At 43.4% G+C, this 20,121-nt stretch carries 17 protein-coding genes; 9 read left to right on the top strand and 8 right to left on the bottom strand.

All coding sequences use genetic code 11. From position 1 onward, the window contains the following. Nucleotides 1-233 precede the first annotated feature (233 nt). The 4 genes from HYN46_RS10295 (at nt 234) to HYN46_RS10280 (ending at nt 4,192) form a co-directional block, all read left to right on the top strand. Nucleotides 234-1,850 (top strand): aldolase catalytic domain-containing protein, encoded by a 1,617-nt coding sequence (locus tag HYN46_RS10295; RefSeq protein ID WP_114899302.1) that lies wholly within the window; start codon nt 234-236, stop codon nt 1,848-1,850. A gap of 113 nt (nt 1,851-1,963) precedes the next feature. Beyond that, entirely contained in the window at nt 1,964-2,719 is a 756-nt protein-coding gene (locus tag HYN46_RS10290; protein ID WP_114899301.1) for an HpcH/HpaI aldolase family protein, read from the top strand. Beyond that, nucleotides 2,716-3,408: an acylneuraminate cytidylyltransferase family protein gene (locus HYN46_RS10285; protein ID WP_114899300.1), complete on the top strand. Its 693-nt coding sequence runs from the start codon at nt 2,716-2,718 to the stop codon at nt 3,406-3,408. Before HYN46_RS10290 ends, HYN46_RS10285 begins: the two co-directional genes overlap by 4 nt. Nucleotides 3,409-3,532: 124 nt before the next feature. Further along, the gene (locus HYN46_RS10280; protein WP_162818156.1) at nt 3,533-4,192 is read left to right on the top strand and encodes an HAD family hydrolase; all 660 of its coding nucleotides are present in this window, start codon (nt 3,533-3,535) and stop codon (nt 4,190-4,192) included. A 21-nt stretch (nt 4,193-4,213) separates the two neighbouring features. Here the strand turns inward: HYN46_RS10280 and HYN46_RS10275 are convergent, their stop codons facing one another. Then, entirely contained in the window at nt 4,214-5,710 is a 1,497-nt protein-coding gene (locus HYN46_RS10275) for a dihydrolipoyl dehydrogenase (RefSeq protein WP_162818155.1), read from the bottom strand. 185 nt (nt 5,711-5,895) lie between these two features. After that, nucleotides 5,896-6,231, bottom strand: a complete 336-nt coding sequence (locus tag HYN46_RS10270; RefSeq protein WP_114899297.1) for a TIGR01244 family sulfur transferase — start codon at nt 6,229-6,231, stop codon at nt 5,896-5,898. 458 nt (nt 6,232-6,689) lie between these two features. On the opposite strand from HYN46_RS10270, the gene HYN46_RS10265 reads away from it, so the two are divergent. From HYN46_RS10265 to HYN46_RS10255, 3 genes are all read left to right on the top strand, one after another. Then, entirely contained in the window at nt 6,690-7,229 is a 540-nt protein-coding gene (locus HYN46_RS10265) for a cytochrome b (RefSeq protein ID WP_114899296.1), read from the top strand. Between the two features lie 56 nt (nt 7,230-7,285). After that, entirely contained in the window at nt 7,286-7,855 is a 570-nt protein-coding gene (locus HYN46_RS10260) for a YceI family protein (protein ID WP_114899295.1), read from the top strand. A gap of 97 nt (nt 7,856-7,952) precedes the next feature. Next, nucleotides 7,953-8,525, top strand: coding sequence for a YceI family protein (locus HYN46_RS10255; protein WP_114899294.1), 573 nt, complete (start codon nt 7,953-7,955; stop codon nt 8,523-8,525). A gap of 66 nt (nt 8,526-8,591) precedes the next feature. Here HYN46_RS10255 and greA read toward each other — a convergent pair whose 3' ends face one another. From greA to HYN46_RS10235, 4 genes are all read right to left on the bottom strand, one after another. Next, nucleotides 8,592-9,071: a transcription elongation factor GreA gene (gene greA, locus HYN46_RS10250; RefSeq protein ID WP_114899293.1), complete on the bottom strand. Its 480-nt coding sequence runs from the start codon at nt 9,069-9,071 to the stop codon at nt 8,592-8,594. 131 nt (nt 9,072-9,202) lie between these two features. Continuing rightward, nucleotides 9,203-12,433: a carbamoyl-phosphate synthase large subunit gene (gene carB, locus HYN46_RS10245; RefSeq protein WP_114899292.1), complete on the bottom strand. Its 3,231-nt coding sequence runs from the start codon at nt 12,431-12,433 to the stop codon at nt 9,203-9,205. 2 nt (nt 12,434-12,435) lie between these two features. Beyond that, nucleotides 12,436-13,596 (bottom strand): glutamine-hydrolyzing carbamoyl-phosphate synthase small subunit, encoded by a 1,161-nt coding sequence (carA, locus tag HYN46_RS10240; RefSeq protein ID WP_114899291.1) that lies wholly within the window; start codon nt 13,594-13,596, stop codon nt 12,436-12,438. Between the two features lie 235 nt (nt 13,597-13,831). Then, on the bottom strand, nt 13,832-14,392 hold the full coding sequence (locus HYN46_RS10235; protein ID WP_114899290.1) for a DOMON-like domain-containing protein: 561 nt from the start codon (nt 14,390-14,392) through the stop codon (nt 13,832-13,834). A gap of 281 nt (nt 14,393-14,673) precedes the next feature. Here HYN46_RS10235 and HYN46_RS10230 point away from each other — a divergent pair, with 281 nt between their 5' ends. Continuing rightward, nucleotides 14,674-14,865 (top strand): hypothetical protein, encoded by a 192-nt coding sequence (locus HYN46_RS10230; protein ID WP_114899289.1) that lies wholly within the window; start codon nt 14,674-14,676, stop codon nt 14,863-14,865. A gap of 308 nt (nt 14,866-15,173) precedes the next feature. Beyond that, nucleotides 15,174-17,555 (top strand): TonB-dependent receptor plug domain-containing protein, encoded by a 2,382-nt coding sequence (locus HYN46_RS10225; RefSeq protein WP_114899288.1) that lies wholly within the window; start codon nt 15,174-15,176, stop codon nt 17,553-17,555. A gap of 85 nt (nt 17,556-17,640) precedes the next feature. On the opposite strand, the gene HYN46_RS10220 is transcribed toward HYN46_RS10225, so the two are convergent. After that, a complete protein-coding gene (locus tag HYN46_RS10220) occupies nt 17,641-19,263 on the bottom strand; it encodes a sulfotransferase family 2 domain-containing protein (RefSeq protein ID WP_162818154.1) in 1,623 nt (540 codons plus the stop codon). A 101-nt stretch (nt 19,264-19,364) separates the two neighbouring features. Continuing rightward, nucleotides 19,365-19,964, bottom strand: coding sequence for an adenylyl-sulfate kinase (gene cysC / locus HYN46_RS10215; RefSeq protein ID WP_228254797.1), 600 nt, complete (start codon nt 19,962-19,964; stop codon nt 19,365-19,367). Nucleotides 19,965-20,121 lie beyond the last annotated feature (157 nt).

Genomic DNA, 20,121 nt, shown 5'->3' with positions numbered 1-20,121 from the left:
AGTTGTTAAAGTTTCAAAATCTTTAAAGTACTTAATTTTACAATATTTACAATAATTCAGGTGCTTATGGTGCTTGTAAATTGTTGGTTACTGAAAGTAATTCTTTGTTTCGTTACAGATTAAGCTAAGTTTCCTACTCAATTTAGATGAGTAAAAGCTATATTTCTTAGACTTTTTTTAGGCGGACTAAGAAATTTTAGGTATCCGAATTCAAATTATGAAGAGGCAAAAAAATGAGTGCTGGTCAACTAACATTGCTGGATTGTACATTACGAGATGGCGGATATTACAACAATTGGGATTTTGATTTAGATCTCGTTGAGCGTTACCTTCAATCCATGGTTAGTAGTGGTGTTGACATAGTAGAGCTGGGTTTTCGATTTACTTTTGCCAATAAGGCAAAATTTTTAGGGCCATATGCATATACGACTGATCGTTTCTTAAATCAGATTCATGTTCCGGAAGGACTGATTTTGGGCGTAATGGTAAATGCTGCAGACTATTTGAAGGCCCCCGAAGGTGATGTTGCGGCGATTCGTAACTTTTTTGCTCCTAAAGTAGAGTCAAAAGTGCAGCTTGTTCGTATTGCCGCTCATGTGGCGGAAGTAGCTACATGTGGTGGCTTAGTGTCAACACTGCATGAGCTTGGATATCGTGTTGGGTTTAACATTATGCAGTCTAATAGCTGCACTGATGAAAAACTTGCGGAGCTTGTACGTGCGATTCGTGGGTTCGAGCATGTTGAAGTTCTTTATTTTGCAGACTCATTGGGTAATATGGATGATGCCGAGACCTTGCGTATTATTCAGACTTTGCGTCTAGAGTGGGATGGTCCATTAGGGTTTCATGGTCACGATAATATGGGTAAAGCACTGGGCAATACCATGACAGCATTAAGTAATGGGGTATCTTGGTTAGATGCAACTGTTACGGGCATGGGGCGTGGTGCTGGTAATACTCAAATGGAGTATTTATTGGTCGAAATTGAGAAAAATTCTCATAAATCCGTAAATCCTGCTCAAGTAATTGATCTTGCATGTAATGACTTCGAGGCTATGAAGAAGCATTATGGCTGGGGCATGAATGTCTTTTACTACTTGGGTGCACAACATAAAGTCCATCCGACTTATGTACAAGATATGCTTGCACAGGGAATATTTTCTCCAAATGACGTTGTTACTTTAATTGATTTATTGGGAGAGAATACAGGTGCATCATACAAGTCACAAGGTGTTGCAAATTTGATGACTGCTCGTTTTCAGCGTGCCGAAGGCAGTTGGTCTTCGCGTCAATTGTTTGAAAATCGTCCAGTTTTGATTGTTGCGGGTGGCCCTTCTGCACATCGTCATTGGACAGCAATAGAGAATTATATTCAAGAAAATAAACCAATCGTTATTAGTTTAAATTTACTAGATTTTGTTCCGCTGAATTTGTTGTCTGCTATTGCGGTTTGTCATCCTGGACGCCTAGTTCCTTTGATGAATAATTCTATTGGAGTTCCTTTAATTACGCCGATTCAGTCTTTACCAAGTACTATTACGAATTCTCTAAGTTCTTCCACGATATATGATTATGGTATGCAAGTTGATCCAACGCGCATGGTGCCGCAAGATACGGGTTGTATCGTCAGTGATGCGCTTGTAGCACCATATGCTATATGTGCGGCTTTGGCAGGTGGTGCAACAAAGATTGAGCTCGTTGGTTTTGATGGTTTTGATGGTCGTGATGAGCGTTTCCATAAAGTGAATGATGTATTTGCAATGCTGTTGAAAGTTGCAGGAAATACGCCGATCCATTCTTTGACATTAACACATTACGATATTCCTCAACGATCGATCTATAGTTTTTAAGTTTTTCACTTAAGGAGCCTTAGACTTTTTTTAGGGCTTCATTCTTTGAGAGTAATCGGCAAAAAAGATTTATTATTAAAATTTAATAGTTTAGGCATCAAAAAAAGGGCAACATGAAAACAATTGGACTGAAAGAGAAACTGGCAACAAAATCTTGTATTGGTATCTTTAGTAAAACAACCGATAGTGCTTTTGTTGAGGCAGCAGGTCTAGGTGGGCTAGATTTTATAATTTTAGATACTGAACATGGCCCATCAAGCTTAGAAACACTACATAACCACGTGCGTGCGGCAAAATTGACTCCCATGGCTTCTATTATTCGAGTCAAGGGAGTAGATGCGCATGCGATTGGTAGTGCCTTGGATACTGGGGCGGATGGTATTCAGGTTCCAAATATCGCAACTGCTGCACAGGCTGCGGAGGTTGTTCAAGCGGCACGATTTTTTCCGATAGGTAGTCGTGGTGTTTGTCGTTTTGTCAGAGCTGCAGGTTTTGGAACGCAGGATCGGACTGAGTATTTTGCAGAAGCGAATCGTAAACTTGTAGTTTTGCAAGTGGAGGGTCTGGAAGGGATTGCTAATTTAGATGAGATTCTAGACGTAGTCGGTTTTGATATTTTGTTTGTTGGTCCATATGATTTGTCTCAATCAGTTGGTAAACCTGGAGAAATTGAGGCTCCAGAAGTCATAGAGTTAATGCGTACGATTGAGATTAAAGCGAAAGCTAAAGGAATTGTCTTAGGAACTTTTTCTGATACCCCTAGACGTAGCCGTGCCCTAAAAGAGCAAGGTTTTGTTTATATTGCACATTCTGTTGATATAAATGTTTATTCTCAAGCATGTAGTGATTTGGTGGAGATGATTCGATGAATGATTTTTCGGATATTTCTATCATTATTCCGGTACGAGAAGGCAGTAGTCGTGTTAAGCAGAAGATTTTTTTGCCATTTCATGAAGAGCTTAATCTGCTTGAGTGGAAAATTGAGCAATTAAAACGCATACAAAGATCGGATCGTATCTTCTTAAGTTCAAATTCTGATCGCGTCAAAGAGACAGCCTATCACCATGGTGTAGAGTTTCTACCGCGTAATGATTACCTTAGTACTGGTCATGATGCATCATTTACTGAGGTTATAACTGGTGTTGTCAAAGATATTGAAACTAAGCATTTTGCTTGGGTTCCAGTTGTCGTCCCTCTAATGAGTCCAAAAGAGTATCGAGAAGGTTTTCAGATGTATCTCGATAAAGTGGTCAATACAGGCACATATGACAGTTTGGTCTCTGTTAATTTAATGAAAGAATATCTCTGGAATGATGAAGGCCCAATTAATTATCAGGCTGATAGAAATCATACGATTAGCCAAGACTTGCCAAATATTTATCGTGTAACCAATGGATTATATATGCGCTCTAAAGCAGCTACTATTGAAGAAGGCTATTTCTTAGGTAGGAATCCATGCCGACATGTAGTTTGTAAAATTGCTGGTGTCGACATTGATGAGTATGAAGACTATGAGATGTCATTAGCTCTGAAAGATTTTTATAAAGACCTGTCATGATTACAATTATATTTTGGTTGTTATAGGTTGTCTTTGAAGCTGGTACATTTTTTCATTTACATGACTGATCATTGTGCAATGAGTTTTTTAAACAATGATGAGGTTAGAGCAAGTAGAACATGTTATGCGGAGTTACGATTTTTACGTCTTCGATTGTGATGGCGTTATTTTACGATCAAATCAGATTAAATCCGATGCTTTTGCATCGGCTTTACAAGGCGAGCCTGAGCAATTAGTTGCCGAGTTTGTCGAATACCACAAGGCTAATGGTGGTGTGTCACGCTACCAAAAATTTGCCCATTACTACAATCATATGCGCGCCGACCAGAGTTCGGATACGGATACCACGATCCTTACTCAGCAAGCGATTGATCGTTATGCAACCATTGTGCGTGATGCGCTTTCGTCTTGCGAGATGATTTCTGGTGTGTTGGCATTTATTCAAAAGCTACATGCACAAGGTCTACCATGCGCTGTCAATTCTGGTGGTGATGAGCTTGAATTGCATCATGTCTTCCATGTTCGCGGTCTGGATCAGTATTTTGAACATATTTTTGGCTCACCATCCACTAAGCATAACAACATGGAACGTCTCAAAAGTGCCGGATTTATGAAGGGTTCTGGTGTGATGTTTGGAGATTCACAGTCCGATTTCGTTGCCGCACAAAGTTTTGCGTTAGATTTTGTTTATGTCCAAGAGGAAAGTGAGTGGAAAGATGGGGCAGCAGTATCTGCAGCTCATGGTTATCAGATTGTTCCTAACTTTAGGTCATTCTCCCTGTAATATAGGCGTACATTACTTTGATTATGCCGTTTGCTGCATCGCATGTTTGAGCCTGAGCAGTGCAGTCCTTAGGCCTTCTTCAAGAGTTGGGTGATAGTAAGGATTGCGAATCATCTGTTCAATTGAGATGTCGTGCTGAATCATCCAAGCAACGGCATGAGCCAGATGCTCAACATGAGGGCCAAACATTTCCGCACCCAGTAACCGTCCTGTTTTAGCATCTCCATATAATCTGAGCTTTCCATGTTTCACTGCCATGACGCGTGCACGGCCTTGGTGTGCAAAATCAAGTTCTCCAATATGAAAAAGCTGCTGACTATCTGTTAATTGTCGATAATTAAGTCCGACTATGGCCATTTGCGGCTCAGAAAAGATTACCCCAAGTGGGCTCATTGGCAATGATTTTTCTACCCCAGTCTCTCTAGCGGCATTAAATCCACTGAGTCGTCCTTGAAATACTGCTTCATGCATGATGGGTCGATAAAGATCAGCATCTCCTGCGATGAAGATCGGTTTTCTGCCAATTTGCCCTGTTAACGGGTTATAGCCAACGGGAATGCCTCGTTGATCTAAATCAATGCCAGCGGTGGGTAAATCCAAAGCACCGAGGTTAGGTTGTCTGGTGATCGCGCATAACACATAATCAAACGTATCCTGCTGCTCTACGCCGGATTTATTTTTGAATGTGATTTGCACTTGCGCTTTTTTGCTGTTGGTACGATTCTGTAATTTTGGTGAATCTGTTAGGGCAACATTCATAATGATTGTTCCCAACGCTAAATCTAATTCTTGACTAAACACGTCTACTGCATGTTGTTGCAATGCGGGATCAGTTAATGAACCTACCTTTTCGCTGCGATTGAATAATTTTACTCGAACGCCTAAGCGATGGAAGGCTTGTGCGAGTTCAAGTCCTTGAGCACCTGAGCCAATAACCGCGAGTGATTTAGGTAGTTTTTTAATTTCAAAAATAGACTCATTGGTGAGTAAGCGTTTGCCAAGTTTTCCTGCCCAGCCTTCAGGGATCAGCGGTGATCCACCTGTAGCAATCACAATTCTCTGGGCTTGAATGCGTTCCTCACCGACTTGCACGGTATTCTTATTGATGAAGCGGGCATAGCCTGAAAGCTTATGCTGATCAGGAAAAAGACTGACGGTTTTTAGCACCGAATTGGCGAAGAAATCGCGTTCTAATTGCACGCGTTTCATAACCGCCTTGGCATCGACTTTGAGGGTACTTTTAAGTCCAAAGACTTCTGAAGTATTGATGTCATATGCCCGGTTTGCGGCGGTGATTAGGAGTTTACTGGGCATGCAGCCGACACGAGCACAGGTCGTATTCCATTCACCGCCATTGATCAGAAGAACGTTGTCTGTGACTTTAACTGCGGCATGATAAGCCGTCTGACCTGCAGTACCTGCGCCAATAATGACGGTGTGGACGTGTCTTGTTATGACGGGCTTAGTACTTTTGTTTTTTTGTTGGGGCTTGGAGCGAGGCAAGTTGTGTTGCGGCATAGGGTTTCCAGACATTCAGAAAGCGCGAGATACCGTCATACTCTAGTCTTTCGTCAAGACAAGTTCTATATTTTCTAGTAAATAAAGCGCGTGAACCGATTATTTCTAATATTTACGCCTATTTAGAATAAAAAAAGATGCTCAATTTTCATCGATGAGCATCTTTTTTGTTTTTCTAATGAGGATTAGTCATCCAAAAAATCCATTTGTTTAGCCAACTGATAGAGATTATTTGAGCGTGCACCACTGCGGCAAAAGACTAAAACGGGCTTGGGGAGTTGATTGAGGTGTTCAGCGAAAGTGCGTACATCCTGTTCGGTGATCTGCCCGCTGATAACGGGCTGTGCCACGTAGACCAAACCTGCAGCTTCCGCGGCAACTTGAATCTCAGCAGAAGTCGGTTGAACAGGACCACCTTCAAGGTCTGGGCGATTATTTATAATGGATTTAAAGCCTTTCTCAGCGGCTTCGGCCATTTGTTCAGGGTAAAGTTGACCTGCGAATTGAACAGAATCTGTCATGGTTTGCCTTTGCTGAAATGTATGAATTTAAAAAAAGATAATGCGTATTTTTGCAGAATTTTTGACGTTTGTATCTAAATTTTATGCGTCAAAGCTATGCATCTGCACAATCTGGATGGAGTTCTACATTTACTCACTGTTCTATAAGTAGAACGTTGTGTCGTCATATTTGATGTTTAACACGGATAATAAAACGATTACAGTAGCCAGTACCACATGATTGGTATAGTTTAGATCGATCATTAAGGCTTCATAGTTAAGTGAGACTATTTTTAAAGTGCTAAATAAACTGTTTAGTGAATATTGTTAATTCTATTATTAAGTTTAATGTAGGCTTCATGAAAATAGATTAACAATCTAGAAATAGATTGCAACCATAAACTATCAGATACTGTCTTGGTCAAAAATTTATGAATATTTTAATGCGTGTATTTAGCAATAAATTGGGGAAGAATTGAATGGCTCAACAATATACTCGTACAGCAATAGGCTTGCATTGGATTATTGCTTTATTGATATTTGCTGCGTTTGGTTTGGGCTGGGTAATGACAGATATTCCCGGATTTACCATGATGAAGCTGAAATATTATTCTTGGCATAAGTGGTTAGGTGTGACTGTTTTCGCATTAGCATTTGTTCGAGTATTCTGGCGCTTGACCCATCCGGCACCTGCAATGATCGCTACAATCCCACGTGGGCAGCAATTGATTGCCAGTGGAGTGCATTGGTTATTGTATTTCTTGATCTTCGCCGTACCGTTATCTGGATATTTTTACAGTCTAGCGGCGGGTTTTCCAATTGTTTATCTCGGCATTATTCCGATCCCATCGCTGATTGACCGCAACTTAGAGATCGCCGATACACTGAAAACGATTCATGTCGTTTTAGATTACACGATGGCAGGATTAGTTGGACTACATATATTGGGTGCGTTAAAGCATCATATTATTGATCGTGATGCGACTTTGACGCGAATGTTACCTTTTTTGAAAAGATAGGTGATTTGCGTTTTTGAAGCATTTATTTAACAGTGAATACAAGAGAGTATATCGTGATGTTGAATTTAAATGGTAGTAAGGGTGCACTGACCGTCTTGTCTTTGGTTGCTGTACTTGCAACAACGAGTGCCTCCGCAGCACCCATTGATAGTGCAAAAAGTACTGTATCAGCGACAGGGAAACAGCTAGGAGTGCCAGTGACGGGTCAATTCAAGAAAATCACTGGTGACGTGACTTTCAATCCTGCGCAGCTTGCACAGTCCACAGCGAAAGTTGAGATTGATGTTGCTAGTTATGATATGGGTATGGCCGATTACAACAAGAATGTCACCGGTCCTGAGTGGTTTGATGCAGCTAAATTCCCTAAAGCCAGCTTTGTTTCTACAGGCATTAAAGCTGCAGGCGCGGGCTTTACGGTCACTGGTAAATTTACGCTGAAAGGTCGTGTGCAAAATGTTTCGTTCCCTGTAAGTGTGAAAACCGAAGGTGCCAACCAAGTGTTTGATGGTGTCTTGCAGGTTAAGCGGACTGCGTTTGGCGTTGGCTCAGGTGATTGGGCAGATACTTCTGTAGTTGCGGATGATGTTACGATTAAATTTCATATCGTTGCACCTGCTAAGAAGTAACGTGATGTCGCTACCAGTGGTTGGGTAATATCGAATTTGTAGAAATCTGATGTGCTTTTTTCGTGTTGTTCCTAAACTTAATTTTTGAGGCGTTATTATGAAAGTTCTTCTTGTTGCTGCGATGACCACAATGTTGGCTACTACCGCATTTGCTAAGCCAGTTACTTATAACCTTGATCCAACCCATACTTACCCTAGTTTTGAGGCTGATCATATGGGCGGTGCTTCTAAATGGCGCGGTAAGATTGATAAATCAAGCGGTACCGTGATCCTAGATAGAGAAGCAAAAAAAGGTAGCGTGGACGTAACGATGCAAATGGATAGCGTTAATTTTGGTTTCAAACCGATGGATGACCATGCTAAAAAACCAGAATTGTTTGATACGGCTAAATACCCAACTGCAAACTACAAAGGGACGCTGGTATTTGACGGCGATAAGCCTGTTGCTGTAGATGGAAACTTGACTTTCCATGGCGTGACGAAGCCCGTGAAGTTGGATATCAAGTCATGGAAATGTTACATCAATCCTATGCTCAAAAAAGAAACATGTGGTGCAGATGCTTATGGTTCATTTAACCGCGGTGACTTTGGCGTAGATTACGGCAAAGCCTATGGTTTTGATCTGGGTGTTGGTCTTGCAATTCAAGTGGAAGGTGTACGTGCGGACTAATCTCTCTAAGGATTAGTTAATAAAAAAGACCGATTATTCGGTCTTTTTTATGGTGTATATTGATGATTAGATGTACAGAACCTGAGTAATCTCATACTCAGCGACACCTTTTGGTGTCTCGATTTTGACTTCATCGCCAGCACGTTTGCCAATCAGGCCACGCGCAATCGGAGAGTTGAGCGAGATTTTGTTGAGTTTAAAGTCAGCTTCGTCATCACCAACGATTTTGTACTGTTTACGCTCTTCGGTGTCCAGATTTTCGATTTCAACGGTCACTCCAAAAACCACACGACCATTTTGCTCAAGTTTAGACAGTTCGATGACTTCGGCCGCTGAAAGTTTGGCTTCGATTTCCTGAATGCGACCTTCGCAAAAACCTTGCTGTTCTTTCGCTGCATGGTATTCCGCATTTTCTTTTAAGTCGCCATGGGCACGTGCTTCAGCAATCGCTGCAATGATACGTGGACGTTCGACACTTTTACGCTCTTGTAACTCAATAGTGAGTGCAAGATGACCTTCTGGGGTCATCGGATAACGTTGAACCATAATCAGAATTTCCATTTTTAACAAAAAGTGGCTTTCAAGCAGTACAAGTTAAGAAAGCACTTTCAAAAATAAAAAGGAATGGCGAAAGCTTTCACTCTCGCCATTCACGATATCACTAATCAAAGAGCTGTTTAGCCTTGATGTAAATCTTGCAAACGGTATACATCCATTGGCAGAGGGATGTTCATGGCTTGACAGACCGCATCAGCGCCGCTGATTGTCGTGGTGTAATACACCTTGCCTTGCAAGGCACTACGACGAATCGAGAACGAATCTTGCTGTGCTTGTTTACCTTCAGTGGTATTGATAATGAGGTGGATTTCGCCATTTTTCAAGCGGTCTACAATATGCGGACGACCTTCTGTGACTTTATTAATCCGCTCACATTCAATTCCTTGCTCAAGCAGAAGTTTATAACTACCACCTGTCGCAACCAAAGTAAAGCCCAGTGCAATCAGTTTCGCCGCGATTTCTGGCAATGCCGCTTTATCGCTATCGCGAACGGATAAGAACGCGCGTTTGATTTCACCCGCAACTGGTTTGCCTGGAAGGCGCTCGTTACTACCGAGTACGGCTTTGTAGAAGGCTTCACCGAAAGTTTTGCCCACGCCCATGACTTCGCCAGTAGATTTCATCTCAGGTCCGAGAATCGGATCAACACCTGGGAATTTGTTAAATGGGAAGACTGCTTCTTTAACCGAGTAGAAGTCTGGAATCACTTCGGTGGTGAAACCTTGGCTCTCTAGTGTCTGACCGGCCATACAGCGTGAAGCGACTTTGGCAAGGCTGGTGCCAATTGCTTTAGAGACAAACGGTACGGTACGAGATGCGCGAGGGTTTACTTCAAGCACGTAGACATCAGAACCTTTAACCGCAAACTGAACGTTCATCAAACCAATGACGCCTAGCTCACGTGCCATCGCCACAGTTTGTGCGCGCATGACATCTTGAATTTCAGCGGAGAGCGAGTAGGGCGGCAATGAACAGGCCGAGTCACCAGAGTGCACACCTGCTTGTTCAATATGCTGCATAATCCCACCAATGACCACATTGGTGCCATCAGAGACGCAATCCACATCGACTTCAATCGCATCATCAAGGAAGCGGTCGAGTAGTACAGGTGCATCGTTAGAAGCCTGAACGGCATCACGCAGATAGCGCTTGAGCTCTTCTTCGTTGTAGACGATTTCCATCGCACGACCACCCAAAACATAGGATGGGCGAACAACGAGTGGATAACCGACTTGCGCAGCAGCCAGTAAGCCTTCTTCTGCGCTCTTCACGATACGGTTTGGTGGCTGAAGCAAGTTGAGACGAATCACCATTTGCTGGAAGCGTTCACGGTCTTCTGCACGGTCAATTGCATCCGGTGAGGTTCCGATGATGGGCACACCAGCTTCCTCAAGCGCACGCGCCAGCTTCAATGGGGTTTGACCGCCATACTGTACGATCACGCCTTTTGGTTTTTCGATACGCGCAATCTCGAGAACGTCTTCGAGTGTTACCGGTTCAAAATACAGGCGATCTGAGGTGTCGTAATCGGTTGACACGGTTTCAGGATTACAGTTGACCATGATGGTTTCATAACCATCTTCACGCATGGCAAGCGCCGCATGTACACAGCAATAGTCAAATTCGATCCCTTGACCAATGCGGTTTGGTCCACCGCCCAGTACCATGATCTTTTCACGGTTTGATGGATTGGCTTCACATTCTTCTTCATAGGTTGAATACATGTATGCCGTGCTGGTTTCGAACTCAGCCGCACAGGTATCAACGCGTTTGTAGACAGGATAAACACCCAGTGACCAACGCTGCTTACGTAATTGCTTTTGCGAAATGCCGAGCAGGGTAGCTAAGCGTAGATCCGACAAGCCTTTGCGTTTATAACGACGCATGTTGTCATAGGTCAGACCTGCAACACCAAGTTGCTCAACTTCCGCTTCGGTTTTGATAATGTCTTCGATTTGGATCAAAAACCATTTATCAATCGCGGTATATTCATGAACCTGTTCAAGGCTTAAGCCGTGGCGGAAAGCATCGGCGATATACCAAATGCGCTCTGCGCCGGGGACTTTCAATTCAAGACGAAGTTTGTCTAATGCATCTTCGGTACCCAGAGGGATCTTCGGCGTGAAACCATCGACACCGACTTCAAGTCCACGCAGTGCTTTTTGAACGGATTCTTGGAAAGTCCGGCCGATCGCCATCACTTCACCGACGGACTTCATTTGAGTCGTCAGTACTGCGTCGGCTTGTGGGAATTTCTCAAAGTTGAAGCGAGGAATTTTGGTCACGACATAGTCGATTGAAGGCTCAAAGCTCGCTGGAGTGTTGCCGCCAGTGATGTCATTTTTAAGTTCATCAAGCGTGTAACCTACCGCCAGCTTCGCAGCGATCTTGGCAATCGGGAAACCTGTTGCTTTTGATGCCAGTGCAGATGAGCGAGATACACGCGGATTCATTTCAATGACGACCATACGGCCATCGACAGGACTGATCCCGAACTGAACGTTGGAGCCACCTGTTTCTACACCAATTTCACGCAATACTGCGATCGATGCATTACGCATCAATTGGTATTCTTTGTCGGTCAGTGTTTGTGCTGGGGCAACGGTGATAGAGTCACCAGTATGGACACCCATTGGGTCAAAGTTTTCAATCGCACAGACGATGATACAGTTGTCGTTTTTATCACGCACAACTTCCATCTCGTATTCTTTCCAGCCAATCAGCGATTCATCGATCAATAATTGCTTGGTTGGAGAGAGATCAAAGCCGCGTTCACAGATTTCGATGAACTCTTCGCGGTTGTAAGCGATACCACCACCTGATCCACCCATGGTGAATGATGGGCGAATGATACAAGGGAAGCCCATGTCTGTTTGAATTTTGAATGCTTCATCCATGTCACCAGCAACCGCTGCACGTGGACATTCAAGCCCAATACGGCGCATGGCTTGGTCAAACAGTTTGCGATCTTCAGCCATTTCAATGGCATCTTTGCTCGCACCGATCAGTTCTACATTGAACTTCTCGAGGATGCCGTTGGCATCGAGGGCTAATGCGCAGTTCAATGCAGTTTGACCACCCATCGTTGGCAATACTGCATCTGGGCGTTCTTTTTCAATGATTTGTGCAACGGTTTGCCATGTGATCGGCTCAATATAGGTTGAGTCGGCCATCGATGGGTCAGTCATGATGGTTGCAGGGTTGGAGTTAACCAAGATCACGCGGTAGCCTTCTTCGCGTAACGCTTTACAGGCTTGTGCACCGGAGTAGTCAAACTCGCAGGCTTGACCAATCACGATCGGTCCGGCACCAATAATCAGAATCGATTTTATGTCAGTACGTTTTGGCATGATTAAGCTCCCTTCTGTGTATGTTTCGCAGCATGAGCTTGCATCAGGTCAATAAAGTGATCGAACAGCGGTGCACAATCGTGCGGACCGGGGCTGGCTTCAGGATGTCCTTGAAAGCTAAACGCAGGCTTGTCATTACGATGGATGCCCTGGTTTGAACCATCAAACAGCGAGCGATGGGTGACACGCAGCGTAGAAGGCAAAGTTGCTTCATCGACAGCAAAGCCATGGTTCTGGCTGGTGATCATCACGGTGTTATTCTCGACATCCTGTACAGGATGGTTTGCGCCATGATGCCCAAATTTCATTTTCAGTGTTTGTGCGCCAGAGGCGAGAGCCAAGATCTGATGTCCTAAGCAAATACCAAACAGAGGTAATTCACTATCGACCAGAGTACGAACGGCTTCAACAGCGTATGTACATGCTGCTGGGTCGCCTGGGCCGTTAGAGAGGAAAATGCCATCAGGATTCATGGCAAGCACATCCGCAGCTGGAGTTTGTGCAGGAACAACAGTTAAGCGGCAGCCACGATCCACGAGCATACGCAGAATGTTGGTTTTGACACCGTAGTCGTAAGCGACAACATGGAATTGCTCATTGCTCAAAGGTGTAAAACCTTTATTGAGTTGCCATGAGCCAGAAGTCCACTCAAAGCCTTCAGGGTCGCAGCATACTTTGGCTAGATCGACACCGTCGATACCCGCAAAGCCGCGTGCTGCCGCAAGTGCCGCTTCTGGAGTGGCATCAGGTCCGGTGAGGATCGCGCCACTTTGTGCTCCGGTGGTACGCAGAATGCGAGTGAGCTTGCGGGTATCGATATCTGCAATCGCAACAACATTATTGTCTTTAAGATAGTCAGCGAGAGATTTTGTAGAGCGGAAGTTACTTGCCATGAGGGGGAGGTCGCGAATGACTAGACCTGCTGCCCATACTTTACTGATACGACCAGATTCACAGTCTTCATCGTTGGTGCCGGTATTTCCGATATGCGGATAAGTCAGCGTAACGATTTGCTGTGCATAGCTGGGATCGGTGAGGATTTCTTGATAGCCAGTCATGGCAGTATTAAAAACAACTTCACCAGTGGTGAGTCCCTCTGCGCCAATGGATTGACCGTGAAAAATGGTTCCATCTGCTAGGGCTAATATGGCGGGCGTGTGCAAGTCTAACCTCCGATTCTGTCTTTTGCTACTAGAGCATCCGCATCAACATGCAAGGACGGCGATGTTAAATTGCGGTTGTAAAAAACGAGCAGTTACTGTGACCTGTTGATGCGTGATACCCATCGCTGGATGAAAGCTATGGATTAGACGCGCCAAAAGGGAAGGCTTATTTTGATATGTTAGCCTTCTAGTCTGCTCGTTTGAGATTAGGTGGATATTCTACGGATTTTGGGCGTTATTGTCCATGACTATCGTGGAATTCTTCGTATGGAGGAAGCTTGATTGTCCAGTACCTTGAATCATGAAAGTCAGGCTCTCTTCTTGGGTGTTCTAAGGCAAGGTAATGTAGAGAGTCCTCTGTTTTTATGACGGCAGCAAGACCGAGTTGGATCTCCTGTTCAGCGAGATTCATAGCGCCTAAAGAGAGAATGATATGGAGTGTCCTATCTATAACTTGAACGTTTATGACCCCTGACTCATTGGCATGTGGCGGTGGCAATGTTTTTGGAGAGCGGTAGTTTTTAAATTGATAGAGGTTCCAAGACAGAGACGGGGATAGATTGAATTCAAAATACTCTGTGCGATTTGGCGAACCAATAAACGCTTCAAAACATGTGCTTTCCCAGAGAAAGTCCTGCCGCATAATTTGACTTGGCTCTGGCCAGAATACTTCTTGCTGGATATCGTATAAAGAAAAGGACAGTAATAGCAGGTTTCCGATACGCTGTACTTTTACTTCTACAGCGAATTCAGTTGATGCTTTTCCAAAAGGAGTGAGTTGGAAATTTTTATACATAGATACCGTCGCACTATAATTTTGTTTAAATGGTCATAGATGTCGAAATAATATGAGAAGCGTTGATTCATTTAAAAATATGTATTCGCTTGAACAAAACACAAATTTTGAGGCGAGTTGACTTCGGTTGGACATGAAGATCGAAGCCGCCAATAAGTCATTCCATTGATTATTCTAGAAATATAAATCATTCGTCGTGTTAAAGATGCCGATCATACTTTAGTTGCTGGAAAGATATGTCTAATCAGGGCATGATAGCCTAACGAATGATGGAGATTGTCATGAAATTACTCAAAATGCTTGTTTTAACGACCACATGCATCTGGCTTTCAAGCTGTGCTGTGTATACCCCAGCAGGTTCTGTTGTGGTTGATCCACATTCAGGATATCACGGCGATCGAGACCGTGATCGTGGTGATGGTGGCGGCCGTGATTTCTGCCCGCCTGGTCAGGCTAAAAAAGGCAATTGCTGATCGTGTTTTAACGTTATCTCAATTAAAAAAAGCCCAAATCGATTGATTTGGGCTTTTTTTTACATGCGGTATTTTAATGACGAGGAGTGTCGAACTGTTGTGATTTTCTGCTTATGTAATTTTTAGATGAGCAGCGCTCTTAATAATTATTTTTAGATATATAAAGTTAAATTTATTAGTTAGTCAAAAATACATTATTGCGTACCATGCATTAACAAAACTTTTCATGAAATAACAAACATGAAAAGTGGATGGTTTTCTTTTCGCCCTGCTTTTCTCAAGATTTTTAAGTTTTGGACACGTTATTCATGCATAAATATTCCGCACTTTCACTGGCAATAGTCAGCATTCTCTCGATTCAAGCGCATGCCGCAGATGACGCCTCTCAGAGTACAGTGTCAGCAGTAGATGAAACTGCGGCAGTCGTTGTTACAGGTACACGGGCAAAAAACAGAACGGCCCATCAATCACTCCAGCCTGTAGATGTGATCTCTGGCGACACCTTACGAGGCAGTGGCTCGTCTGAATTGGGTTCAGCACTTGCACGTTTAATTCCTTCAATTAATTTTCCACGTCCTGCTGTGGTGGATGGGGCTGAACTGGTTCGCCCTGCACAGTTACGCGGATTGTCTCCAGATCAAGTGCTGGTCCTCGTCAATGGCAAGCGGCTACATACCAGTGCATTTATAAATCTGGGCGGTGCAATTGGGCGTGGTTCTGCACCAGCAGATTTAAACTCTATTCCTATATCTGCTGTTAAAAGAATTGAAGTACTACGTGACGGTCAGTCAGCACGTTATGGTTCTGATGCAATTGCGGGCGTGATTAATATCATTTTGAAAGATGGTCCAGAGGGTGGTGAGGTCACTACCAAAGTCGGTCAATATAAAAAAGGTGATGGCACTCAGCGTGAGCTCTCGGTCAATTCTGGTTTTTCGCTGGGGAAAAGTGGCTGGTTGAATGTTACCGCTGAAGGTGGCAAAAACGGCTATACCAACCGTGCAGGAGCTGACTTTCAAAGCCCTCTTGCAACGACCAATGGTCAGCGTGACTTCCGTTTTGGAGATCCAGCAACCAATAACGGTAAGATTCTACTCAATGGTCAATACGATATCCGTGACGATGCACAGCTTTATGCGATCGGAACTTTTAGCCAGACACAGGGTGAAAATGCTGAATTCTATCGTCAAAGTAACTCTAGTAATAATATCAAAGCATTGTTCCCCAATGGATATTTGCCTTTAACCCATAACATTGTCCAAGACACGACATTGGTTGCAGGTGTGCGCGGAGAGTTTTTGGATGACTGGCATTACGATGCATCTGCCAATTATGGCAAGAATAACTATGAAGTGAATATCGATACCATTAATCCAAGTTTGTATCGAGATACAGGTTCTACACCGTTTAATTTTTATAATGGGACCTTGGCGAACTCACAAACATTGTTGAATATCGACATCAGTAAAAGCATAGCCTTAAGTTGGTTACCCCACCCATTGTCTGTGGCTTTTGGTGCAGAGTATAAATATCAGCAATATAAAGTCGAAGCAGGTCAGCCGGAATCTTATTACAAGGGAGGAGCATCAGGTTTAGCGGGCTTTAGTGCTGGTGATGCCGGTGATCACCATCGCCATAGTTATTCAGAGTATTTGGACTTAGAGACTAAACTCACGGATAAGCTGACCACGTCTTTAGCTGTGCGTAACGAGAATTACAGTGATTTTGGTTCGACGACAACGGCCTCTTTAGCCGGACGTTATGACTTTACTCCACGCATCGCGATCCGCGGCAATATTTCAAATGGCTTCCGAGCACCTTCACTGGCTCAAGAGTATTTCTCACAAACATCCCTGCAATTGGTGAACGGCGTTTTGCAGAATGCAGGAACGTTCCCTGCAAATTCCAGTGTAGCCAAATTGTTTGGTGCAGAAGATCTCAAACCTGAAAAGTCAAACAACTATAGCCTAGGTTTCACATTTAACCCGATTGATCGGCTCTATATCACCATTGATGGATATTTGATTGATATCACGGACCGAATCAGCCTGTCATCGGCAATCAATGCCAGCACACCGAAGGTCCTCGCATATCTTGCCGCGAATGGCATCAATAATGTGAATTATAGTAGCGTGCGTTATTTCAATAATGCCAGTGATACCCGCACCAAAGGTGTTGATTTGGTCGCCAGCTATCGCTTCCTCTTTGATAATGGCCTCAAATGGAATAGCACGCTTGGGCTAAATTTTAATCAAACCAAAGTCACAAAAATCAAAGCTAACCCAACTATCCTGAATCAATTGGGCGTTAATTTACTGCGTTTAGATCGTCGTGAAACATTGGGTTTACTCGGTGAGAGCACGCCAGAAACGAAACTGACGTTAGGAAATGATTTCAGCCTCGACAATTGGACTCTGCATACCAATCTGGTTCGATATGGCAGCTTTGTGTCGTATAGCAATGTTGGTCCGCAGGAAGACCAAAAGTTTGGTGCACAATGGACACTGGATCTGGCACTGGATTATCGTTTACAGAACTGGACGTTTACATTGGGAAGTGACAATGTCGCGAACTCTTATCCCGCACGTTCTCAGTTTGGAACGGTAGGGGGGAGTATCCCATATAGTGAGTTCTCTCCGAATGGATTTAATGGTGCGTTCTATTACGGGAAGGTGAACTATCGCTGGTAAGTTTTTCCTTCGTGATTAAAAAAAGCCAGCATTTGCTGGTTTTTTTTAATGAACATGATCGGTTTTAACAGCTCGTTGTCAATATCTATTCGATAACATTGATTGTAAGTACAAGCGGTTTGAATCCTTTGCTATCAAGCCAAGCTACGCACTCTTGTACAGGGACGAGTACAAGTTGATAACTTCCGGGAACCTCAGGAGAAATAATGAACATCTGAACTTCAATACTTTCACCAGTAAAGAGGCACATGCAGGGAAGTGGTGTCCGTTCACCCTCGAAAATAACAACTTCATTATTCGCATTCATCCATCGATAGGACAGATTAATAGGGTTTTTAAGAGAGCCCATCCAGTTTGTGGGTGATTGATTCGACACGTTAACCTCCAATGCAAAAGAGGTTGCACTTTTTACTTCGGTAAGCGGGATGTTACATGTAATAGACCCCAGCGCATTGTCAATTTTTTGAGCGACAGCTTCATTAAAGTATTCATAAGTAATATTGAGTGAGGGGTGTTGTGGCTTACCCTTTGTTTTGCGAACTATTTTCTTGGGCTCATCGTCTAGAGTCGACTTTTGAGGGATATTGATGGCTAAGGAATGCCAAGCCAATTCATGATGTGCTTTGACATGCTCATTTAAAAATATCAGGCTGATCTGATAATCCCCAGCGGGGAGATGACTCTTGATGCTGAATTGCATCTCATAAAAACCAGCTTTTAGTTGATACAGAGATTGTTCTTCAACGCTAGAACTCAAATTGAGAATTAGCGCTTTCTCGTGGTCATAAACATTGATCAGTGTATTTAGTTTTGTGACAGGTCCACTCAAGGTCAAATAAGCAATCAGCTTAATTTCAGATGGATATTCTTGATTGTCCAGTGTATTCACGACTTGACCTATGTTGATAATGCTTAATTCAGGACGCCAATAAGGCATCCACGACATGGTTGTCGCTTTAGCCGAAGAGTGTTTTTGTAATGTGCGGGCATTTTCTTTGCGTTCTTTGAGTGCGTGATAAAACTTTAGATCTAACTGATTGAGCGCAATCAAGCGCTGCCTTAGCCTGTCAGAAATATGATTAACCCGTGGACGCGTGACTGTGACATTCACCGATTCAATGGGTGGAGGGTTCGCAATATTAAGGAATTCGACGACATCTTTTGAGAAGTCATCTAAGTATTCATATACGCCCACGACGTCGTAGTGGGAGATTGCGAAGAAGGCATCCTCCAGTTTTTGATCATCATTGGATGTTGGGCAGGTGCTGATGACGGATGCAAAATGATTGACATACAGGTTTTCGAGATAGTCTCTAATTTCATCATCCATATCTTCGCCATCACTTTTGATGAAGCGATCAACTTTTTCCCAGACTCCTGGTAATACGCTGTTATCAAAATTTTTATTGACGAAGAATAGCCAGGAAATCGCACGATCGATGGGTTCTCTCAAGCAGGTCAAATAGCCATAACGAGGATCTAAGCCATCACCGCGAAAAGAAACATGACCAGAAATAATGTTGAAATTTCCACCATGCGTTTGAATCAAGTCACGATGGTCTCCGATCAAGCTTTCGGTTACGGTTGCTGGTCCAAATACACGGGACAGCCAAGTATTGACGGCTTGTCCTGCTGTTTTCGGAAGATGATCAAAGATAATCCGTCTATTAAATATGACTTGAGTCTTTGGCATGAATTTCGTGTTCAAATGTGGTCTTCCTATGGTTTTTAATCAAATGTCTGCCGAACAATCTCGGCTTGTCATTCGTCAGAAACAAGAAAAATGGCCCTTTAATCGGGCCGATTGAATTAGATATTACGCGCAGCCAAAAAATCTATAATCTTTTGAGCAGACTGCAAGGGCGTCTGACCATCAGTCGATAAGTTGATGTGCGGAGCTAGAGGAGGCTCGTATGGACTATCTATACCCGTGAATTCAGGGATAAGTCCTTGCCGAGCTTTTTTATAGAGATTTTTAGGGTCTCGATGTTCGCATGTCTCTAAGTCCGTATTCACATACACCTCTATGAACGAACCCGTAGGGCAGACATTCATTGCTTTTTCGCGATCATCGCGGAACGGTGAAATCAAAGCAACGATGACAGTTAATCCTGCACTCATCATCAAGTTTGCAGCTTCAGCAGCTCTACGTACGCTTTCAGCACGATCTTCACGTGAAAAGCCTAAGTTTTTATTGAGTCCACTGCGAAGAACATCGCCGTCCAAAATCACGACACGTTGACCGAGCTGTGAGAGTTCAAAATGCAGTGCAGCGGCAATCGTTGATTTACCTGCACCAGAAAGACCTGTTAACCAAATACAACAAGGTGGGTTATCAGGGAGTTCATCGGCGTTATAAGCAAAATGATGTGAAGGGGTGGCTACAAACTCATTTTTCGACATGTCCATTTTAGATTCCTTTTTTTAAATATATATCAAACGGAAAAACGTTCCAGAAAGACAACTTGTAACCAGCCTACCTTGGCGGTTTGGACTTATATGTGAAGTAAAAAGAAATAGAAACTGCGTTAATACCAATAACGCGATGAGTCCGGTTCAAGTAACG

The sequence above is a fragment of the Aquirhabdus parva genome (genome assembly GCF_003351745.1).
Classification (GTDB): domain Bacteria; phylum Pseudomonadota; class Gammaproteobacteria; order Pseudomonadales; family Moraxellaceae; genus Aquirhabdus; species Aquirhabdus parva.
The sequence above is the reverse complement of the archived record's forward strand: the minus strand, read 5'-3'. Positions and strand labels throughout refer to the sequence as shown.